Below are 1,927 nucleotides of genomic sequence, written 5' to 3'. Positions count from 1 at the left end.
ACACGACGTTCGCGCTGTGCGCGATGCTCGAAGGCGACTACGAGATCTACATGGTCGCCGACGCATCGGGCGGCACGTCGCAGGCCGCGCACGATTTCGCGATGCAGCGCATGGTGCAGGCCGGCGTGGTGCCGGTCACGTGGCAGCAGGTCCTGCTCGAGTGGCAGCGCGACTGGGCACACCGCGAGACGTACGACGCGGTGGTCGCGATCGCGAAGGAGCACTCGGGCGCGTACGGCATGGGCATCGACTACGCGTACACGATGGTCCACAAGGCACCGCAGCGCACTGCGACGCCGCACGAGTCGATCCCGGCCGTGCCGGCGAAGTAACGGGCAGCCGGACGGAATGGCCGCGGCCGGCGTGCGCGATGCACGCGACGGCCGCGGGGGTCGCGGGCCGCCGCGCTCACGCCTCGGGCAGCGCCCACGGCGCGTGCGAGAAGTGTTCGGCGAGAAAATCGAGCAGCACCGTCACGCGCGCGGCGCGCAGCATGCCGGGCGGCGTGACGAGGTTGACGTTGATGTCGGCGATCTTCCAGTCGTGCATCACTTCCTCGAGCTCGCCGCGCTGCAGCTCATCCCATACCAGGAACTCGGGCTGCAGCGCGAGGCCGTGACCGGCGACGAGCGCGGGGACGATCACGTCGGCGTTGTTGGTGCGGATGCGGCCTTGCACGTTCACGCCGATTTCCTCGCCCGATGCCGGGTGGCGAAAGCGCCAGTGCTCGGGTGTGGGCAGGTTCGTGTAGGTGAGGCACACGTGCTGTTCGATGTCGCGCGGATGCTTGGGCCGGCCATGCCGGTCGAGATACGCGGACGATGCGACGAGCGGGCGGCGCACCGCGCACAGCTTGCGCGAGCGCAGCGACGAGTCGCTCAGTTCGGCGATGCGGATCGCGACGTCGAAACCGCCGGATACGATGTCGACGATGTGGTCGGTCAGCACGAGGTCGATGTCGACGCGCGGATAGCGTTCGAGAAACGCGGGCAGCAGCGGCGACAGATGGTGCGTCCCGAACGACATCGGCGCGTTCACGCGCACGAGGCCGTACGGTTCGAGCGCCTGCGCGGTGGCCTCGCTCTCGATCAGCTCCGCATCGGCGAGCAGGCGGATCGCCCGATCGCGCAGCAGTTCGCCGGTCGGCGTGAGCGACAGCTTGCGCGACGTGCGGTACAGCAGCATCGCGCCGAGGCGCTTTTCGAGGCGCGCGATGGCCTTCGATACGGTCGGCTGCGAGACGCCGAGCAAGTCCGCGGCTTTCGCGAACGAACCGGTCTCCGCGACACGCGCGAAGATGGCCCAGGCTTCGAGATCAGGAAGATGTTGCATGGTCGGACGGGGTGGCGGGAAGCGAAGGGGAAGCGAACGCGGCGAAACATGCGGCCGGCACGATGCGGGTCATTCTAATCCGGTCGGGAGAAAAAACGTTATGGAATCTTATCTATTGTCGTTGGCCGCCGGCGTGCTGATCGGCGTCGTGTACAGCGTGATCAAGGTGCGCTCGCCCGCGCCGCCGCTGATCGCGCTGATCGGTCTCGCCGGCATGCTGATCGGCGCGCAGGCCATCGGGCCCGTGCGTCACTGGCTCGGCTTCTGACCGCATCGAGGACCTGTCAATGAGCGCAACCTATACTCAACCGGATCTGATCCTGTACAACGGGCGCATCACGACGCTCGATCGTGCGAACCCCGTTGCCGCCGCGGTGGCGATCAAGGACGGCCGCTTCGTCGCGGTCGGCAGCGACGCGGACGTGATGCCGCTCGCGGGCCGCGCGACGAAGGTCGTCGATCTCGGCGGCCGCAGCGCGCTGCCCGGCCTGATCGACAACCACTGCCACGTGATTCGTGGTGGCCTGAACTACAACATGGAGCTGCGCTGGGACGGCGTGCCGTCGCTCGCGGTTGCAATGGACATGCTCAAGCG

The 1,927-nt window shown here is 67.8% G+C and carries 4 protein-coding genes; 3 read left to right on the top strand and 1 reads right to left on the bottom strand.

Translation table 11 applies throughout. From position 1 onward, the window contains the following. Positions 1–332: isochorismatase family protein (locus tag DIE17_RS36935; protein ID WP_124523002.1), on the top strand; the 332-nt coding region annotated here is incomplete at its 5' end. A 76-nt stretch (positions 333–408) separates the two neighbouring features. Here DIE17_RS36935 and DIE17_RS36930 read toward each other — a convergent pair. Continuing rightward, the gene (locus DIE17_RS36930; protein ID WP_124523004.1) at positions 409–1,332 is read right to left on the bottom strand and encodes a LysR family transcriptional regulator; all 924 of its coding nucleotides are present in this window, start codon (positions 1,330–1,332) and stop codon (positions 409–411) included. Between the two features lie 100 nt (positions 1,333–1,432). On the opposite strand from DIE17_RS36930, the gene DIE17_RS36925 reads away from it, so the two are divergent. Continuing rightward, a complete protein-coding gene (locus DIE17_RS36925) occupies positions 1,433–1,600 on the top strand; it encodes a DUF1427 family protein (RefSeq protein ID WP_096506909.1) in 168 nt (55 codons plus the stop codon). A 19-nt stretch (positions 1,601–1,619) separates the two neighbouring features. Further along, positions 1,620–1,927, top strand: a 308-nt coding sequence (locus DIE17_RS36920) for an amidohydrolase family protein (RefSeq protein ID WP_148093614.1), incomplete at its 3' end; no start/stop codon positions are given.

Source organism: Burkholderia sp. Bp9099, assembly GCF_003857805.1.
Lineage (GTDB): Bacteria > Pseudomonadota > Gammaproteobacteria > Burkholderiales > Burkholderiaceae > Burkholderia.
Note: the sequence above shows the minus strand (reverse complement) of the source record. Positions and strands in the feature narration are given on the sequence as shown.

What these genes read in the sequence shown, in the direction of transcription:
- DIE17_RS36925 (WP_096506909.1), top strand. Translation starts at nt 1,433, where the DNA reads ATGGAATCTTATCTATTGTCGTTGGCCGCCGGCGTGCTGATCGGCGTC.
- DIE17_RS36930 (WP_124523004.1), bottom strand. Translation starts at nt 1,332, where the DNA reads ATGCAACATCTTCCTGATCTCGAAGCCTGGGCCATCTTCGCGCGTGTC.